Here is a 4046-nt window from a genome sequence, read left to right as displayed (position 1 = left end):
AGAGTTTTAATCAAGGCAGATGTTCTCAAGCGTAGCCAAAGCTACGGTTGGGGTTATCTAACGCAGAGTAAAGCTCTCTATAATATGCCCATAGGGAGAGCTAAGAAGCAGCAACCTTGCACAAAAAAATATTTTCACTTTAGCTATAGCTAGGCTGAAAAATTTGTTTTGCACAATCTTACCACTTCTTAGCTCTTTGAGACTTATAGGAGTTTAGCAAGAAGTCTATTACTTCTTTTGCGGATGCTGCTTAAAGAAGAGCAGCTTCTGTGTATCTATTTCAAATTCAAAATATTGAGACTTAAATCCATCATCTTGAATGCGTGAGAGCTGAATGACCGCTCCATCATTGTTATTGATTTCCATATAAAGCAGTGCTAAAGCATATCTGCTCTCATAGAAATTACTCTCTTTCATTTTGGCAAGTTCTAAAAGTGCTATGGCATTTGCATGATGTCCGGCTGCTGTTGAAGCGACAGCTCCAAGGTAAAGTGTATAGGCATCCCTGACTTTAAGTTCATCTATAAGATGGTTATAGAGTGTGTAAGATTTTTCAAACTGTTTATCATAAAAGTAGACCAATGCCAAAGCACTCTCTATATCACGAGTGTCTTGATTAGTTGTTTCTAAAACCTCCTGTAGCTGTTTTGCTAAAAAGTAGAGTCTTCCACTGATAAGATTGGCTTGGATAAAGAGGTATCTTGTAATATAGGGACCATAATAGAGGTCATCATAGGTAAAAGAGTGTTCCTTGAGATATTGTAGGGTCTTTTTTGCATACTCTGATGTTTTTAGCTTACTAAAATGAGTATCCATATAGATGATATTTGGCAGAATATCATTTGGTTGTATCATTAGCAGCTTCGTAACAGAATCTTTGGCTTTGTTCATCTTTGACAGCTTTGTAGCTATCAGAACATCCAAAACAAGATAGAGAGGACGCTGTTTGTACTCTTTATCGAGCCACTCAATAGCAGAGATATAATCTCCATCACTGAGTGATAAAAGTGTCTTATAGAGGTCAACCTCTTCACTCTCCTCTTCAAGTGCGATAGAGTCTTTGATGAGTGATTTTAACTTATAGTAGTCTTTGTTAATGAGTTGGGCTGTCATAACAGCGTAAATACCCGAGAGGTAGTTTTTTGCATCAAGGTAGTATGAGCGTAAAAAATGCTCATGTGCTTTTTGGAGATTCCCCATTTGTGCATAGGTCAGGGCAAGGTCATATTGAAGGATTGAGTGTTTTGGTTGAATTTTAACGAGTTTTCGTAGATCTTCATTTGCTTTTCTGATTTTAAAAGAGAGAGCTTCTTTGATAGCTTGTACTATTCCAAGGTTTACTGATGAGGTCGAAGAACTTTTTTGAAGATACTCTTTTGCACTATTGACATTGTCAATGTAGATATTGGCATTGCCTTTTCTTATATAGCTGATAGTCTGGTTGGCATTAAAAACTTTATAGGGTGAGAAGTAAAAGATTTTTTGATACATAATGTTTTTTGAGTTTAGAATTTTTTTTCTATACTCTTGTTGTGCCTCTTGAGGATTAAAAAGAGACTCTTTGAGTTTTACTCTGATAGGATAATATTTATAGACCTCTTGAGGATATTTTTCAGTTACTGCTTTTATCTCTTTTGCTGCTTTTGCAATATGACCTGCTTTTAGATCAATAAGTCCAAGAGCCAAAGGGGCACGAATTGGTTGTTTCTCCTTGGATATCGTCATTTCAAGATGTGTTGCAGCAAGGGAATAATCACCGATTCTTGCATAAAGGAGTGCTTTTGAAAAGTCTTCTGATTCATCCCTGCTTTTCTCCATTGCATCCAAAGCATCGTAGTTGTTCTTATACAGAGCATTGATTTTTGCACTGAGGTGATTTTGTACCGTTGCATATTCATTGGATGTCGCGTTTTTGAGAGAATTGAGTGCTGCAAGATAGTTTTTGTTATAGTAGCTAATCAAAGTGTAATAATAGGAATAGAGTGGTGAATCAATTTCATAAGGAAGATAGGCATAAGCTAAATCTATGTAGTATTTAAAACTCTCTTTATCTTTAAGGTATAGTGAACATACTGCAGCATTTATAGCACTTACACATCGTTTTTCATCATTTGCAATGGCTTTTTGAAAAGTCTGAAGAGCTTTTTTATACTGTGCATCCTTTAGCTCTGCAACACCAAGATTGTATAAGGATATGGCTTCACTGTAAGAAGCGATCTGCTCATAGAGAGCAAGTGCTTTTTCTTTTGAACCGCTTGCATAGAGATAGTTTGCATTGGCTATCATATTTTCAAGCTTGCTTGGTTCTATACGAGGTTTTTGCTTACTTTCTTGGATTTTTTGGTCTAGAAAGTTTATATTGATGTGAGATTGCTCTTGTTTGGATGCTTTAAGGACCAAAAGAACAATGGTAATAGCAATTATAAGGACAATGATAAGGGCAATACCGCCAAAGAGAATAATTTTTTTGCGTTTTGCCTCTTCTTCCTCTGCGAAAGATAGAGATTGCTCTGTATCACTGTCATATAAAGCAGCATCACTATCTTCTATAATTATTATCTCTTCTGGAGTATCGGCCATAGAGTCCCTTAGCTATTTATTGTGTACTGCTTTCAAGCAATAAAAGTACCATTAATTATATCTAATTTAATTATTTTCTAGTAGCTGTATGGATTGCAATATTAAAGAAATGTATTAATTTTGATAGATGTGTTTGTTTTATTATAAAAAGTGATAGAGTATTACTATAGCCTTATTTGAGATGTCATAAAGACAGATGAATTGAGGTTACTATGAAAGAAATTATTGCCATATATAAAAAGCATTATAGCGTTATTGAAAACTCGCTTACATCCATTGTCGAGAGTATTGATTGTTCGGAGTATTCTACACTTGTAGAAAAGTCACTCTTTACTCTTTATCCTGCACTAAAAGCCACGTATAAAATAAATAAAAATCTCAAACAGATTACACCGTTGTATACGCAAGGAAATAGTGACAGTAGTTATCTGGGAACGGAAAAAGCGCACCTGTTGGAGCGTATACAATTTCGAGATGATAATCTTTATATATCAAATGTATATGTAAATTCTCGTAGTGGAACACCCTACATTACAGCGGTTGTTCAAAGAGATGATGAATATGTTGTATTTGACTTTGAACTCTACACGCTCTTAAAAGATCTTTCACTCATTGAAGGGCATGAATATTTCAGTAAGTTTACACGTTATTTTTATACTGTCTTTGGTTTTTTTCTTGCAGTTTTTTCAGCGGCATTGATAGCCTATGCTGTTGTTACTACCTTTAACCTTGTAGTTGATACAGAGAGGGATATTATAGAAGGATTGTTTCATTCTATTATTGCACTTACTTTAGCTTTGGCAATTTTTGATTTGTCAAAAACGATTTTAGAACATGAAGTATTTTATAAAAGTTTGAGTCGTGCCAATAATTTGGAAAACAGATTATTGGCACGTTTTTTAACTTCCATAATAATTGCCCTTTCTATAGAGTCTCTTATGGTTGTTTTTAAAATAGCGTTAAATGATTATGCAGAGATGGTCTATGCACTCTATCTCATCATAGGGGTTGGTATTATGATAGCATCGCTTTCACTGCTCATTTTTGTGATGCGATACAGTGGTAAAAGAGAATAAAAGGAGATATTATGATACATCACTATTCTATAGCAGTTGCAAATACAAAAGAGGTCGCTGGAGTTCTTAATGAGATTTTTCAAGGGCATGTAACAAAATTTAGACCACGAGAGAACTCCTACATGGTATGGTTTGATGATGCATATGGGAGTGCGATTGAACTCTATCCGCTAAAAACAGAGATGCTACCTGGTGAGAATGAACAAGCAGCACAATTTGTCTCAAATGAGGAAGCTTCTGGATACAGTGCGACACATGCCGCTATCTCTGTTGCATTAGATAAGAAGAGTATTTTTCAACTTGCTAGATCTTTGGGTTGGAGAGCTGTTGAATTACCACGAGGACATTTTAATGCGCCCATTCAACCAATAAATGCAATTTCCACCTCTT

Annotated in this window: 3 protein-coding genes; 2 read left to right on the top strand and 1 reads right to left on the bottom strand. The window is 35.3% G+C overall.

Features of this window, described 5'->3' with window-relative positions; genetic code table 11:
- Positions 1-228: 228 nt before the first annotated feature.
- Positions 229-2580 (bottom strand): tetratricopeptide repeat protein, encoded by a 2352-nt coding sequence (locus ES948_RS10340; RefSeq protein WP_152184873.1) that lies wholly within the window; start codon positions 2578-2580, stop codon positions 229-231.
- A gap of 212 nt (positions 2581-2792) precedes the next feature.
- Here ES948_RS10340 and ES948_RS10335 point away from each other — a divergent pair, with 212 nt between their 5' ends.
- The gene (locus ES948_RS10335) at positions 2793-3656 is read left to right on the top strand and encodes a hypothetical protein (protein ID WP_152184872.1); all 864 of its coding nucleotides are present in this window, start codon (positions 2793-2795) and stop codon (positions 3654-3656) included.
- 11 nt (positions 3657-3667) lie between these two features.
- The coding region (locus ES948_RS10330; RefSeq protein ID WP_152184871.1) for a hypothetical protein at positions 3668-4046 on the top strand (379 nt) is incomplete at its 3' end.

The sequence above is a fragment of the Sulfurimonas indica genome, assembly GCF_009192995.1.
Taxonomy (GTDB): Bacteria; Campylobacterota; Campylobacteria; order Campylobacterales; family Sulfurimonadaceae; genus Sulfurimonas; species Sulfurimonas indica.
The sequence above is the reverse complement of the archived record's forward strand: the minus strand, read 5'-3'. Positions and strand labels throughout refer to the sequence as shown.

What these genes read in the sequence shown, in the direction of transcription:
- ES948_RS10340 (WP_152184873.1), bottom strand. Translation starts at nt 2,580, where the DNA reads ATGGCCGATACTCCAGAAGAGATAATAATTATAGAAGATAGTGATGCT.
- ES948_RS10335 (WP_152184872.1), top strand. Translation starts at nt 2,793, where the DNA reads ATGAAAGAAATTATTGCCATATATAAAAAGCATTATAGCGTTATTGAA.